Annotated in this window: 2 protein-coding genes; both read left to right on the plus strand. The window is 65.1% G+C overall.

Features of this window, described 5'->3' with window-relative positions; all coding sequences use genetic code 11:
* Positions 1 to 151, plus strand: a 151-nt coding sequence (locus B0E42_RS29375; RefSeq protein WP_139353251.1) for an ATP-binding protein, incomplete at its 5' end; no start/stop codon positions are given.
* 64 nt (positions 152 to 215) lie between these two features.
* Positions 216 to 885, plus strand: a 670-nt coding sequence (locus B0E42_RS29380) for a response regulator (RefSeq protein ID WP_077508806.1), incomplete at its 3' end; no start/stop codon positions are given.

The following is an 885-nucleotide window of genomic DNA, read 5'->3' on the forward strand; positions in this document are numbered from 1 at the left end:
GGGCACGGGGTTGGGATTGGCGATCTGCCAGGGCATGGTCGGTGCCCATGGCGGGCGCATCAGCGTGGCCGATGGTCTCGACGGGCGCGGCACCTGCATCACGTTGCACCTGCCCTTGCAGGCACAACCGGGCATGGACGATGAAGCTTGAGCGGCGCTGAGTTACTCTTGTCCTATCTGCTTGCCTTCCCACCTGAGTGCAACGAACGAACCCCATGAGCCAGACCGCGACCCTTTTGGTCATCGATGACGAGCCGCAGATCCGCAAATTCCTGCGCATCAGCCTGAGTTCCCAAGGCTACAAGGTGCTGGAAGCCGGCACCGGCGCTGAAGGCCTTGCCCAGGCTGCGCTGAACAAACCCGATCTGCTGGTGCTCGACCTGGGCCTGCCAGACATGGACGGTCAACAAGTGTTGCGCGAGTTTCGCCAATGGTCGGCGGTGCCGGTGCTGGTGCTCTCGGTACGGGCCAGCGAAGCGCAGAAGGTCGAGGCGCTGGACAACGGTGCCAACGATTATGTGACCAAGCCGTTTGGCATCCAGGAGTTCCTTGCCCGCATCCGCGCCTTGTTGCGCCAGGCCCCGGCGGGCGAGCCACAGGAAGCCGCGCTGAAGTTCGGCCCGCTGACGGTGGACCTGGCCTATCGACGGGTGCTGCTGGACGGCAGCGAAGTGGCCCTGACCCGCAAGGAGTACGCCGTACTGGCGCAACTGGCGCGCCACCCGGGGCGGGTCATCACCCAGCAGCAACTGCTCAAGGACATCTGGGGACCGACCCACACCGAAGACAGTCACTACCTGCGGATCGTGGTCGGTCACCTGCGCCAGAAACTGGCCGACGACCCGACCCGGCCGCGGTTCATTGTGACCGAGGCGGGGGTGGGGT

This window comes from Pseudomonas sp. A25(2017) (genome assembly GCF_002001065.1).
Classification (GTDB): domain Bacteria; phylum Pseudomonadota; class Gammaproteobacteria; order Pseudomonadales; family Pseudomonadaceae; genus Aquipseudomonas; species Aquipseudomonas kilonensis.